We start from the raw sequence: 617 nt of genomic DNA, 5'->3' as shown, positions 1-617 counted from the left end.
GTCAGTGACAGTGGTCGAAACCGGGGTCTTGTCGGCCACCAGATTTTCGTAATTACCGCCGCTGACGTCGGTGATCGARTTGGTCAACRGCGCATGGCCGGTCAACACGTCGTTTGGCGCGGGGGTGSTCACGCTGCCGGTRGTTTCGCCGACCGCGATGGTGATGCTCTGGCCGTTGGCCAGGGTCACGACGACCGGCGAACCGGTGACGGCCGCTCCAACCGTCGCGGTGTAGGTGACGGTGCCACCCTCGGCCGCGGTTTCAGTCGCGGTCAGCTTCACGGTGGTGGTGTCGATGGTGTCGGTCACTTCCGTCACCGCCGGTACGCTGCTCGGCACCAGGTTCTCGAAGTTGCCGCCGGTGGCGGTGGAAATGCTGACTTCGACTTTGCCAGCATCTTTGTAGACGTCGTCTTTTGGTGCATCGACAGTCACGGTGCCAGTGGTGTTACCGGCCTCGATATTGATCACCGCGCCGTTGCTCAGGGTCACGGTCACCGGCGAACCGGCGGTGTTGGTCAGGGTCGCGGTGTAGATGATCGAGCCACCCTCGGCGACCGARCTTGTRGCGCTCAGGCTGAGGTTGGTGGTGTCGATGGTGTCGGTGACGGTGGTGC

Annotated in this window: 1 protein-coding gene; it reads right to left on the bottom strand. The window is 63.2% G+C overall.

The window, feature by feature from the left end; translation table 11 throughout:
• Nucleotides 1-617 (bottom strand): immunoglobulin-like domain-containing protein (locus AC1D1M_RS31450; RefSeq protein WP_477778699.1); only part of this gene is annotated, 617 nt, incomplete at both ends.

Source organism: Pseudomonas sp. P1_F7 (assembly GCF_056405655.1).
This window is presented reverse-complemented; position numbering and strand designations above follow the sequence as displayed.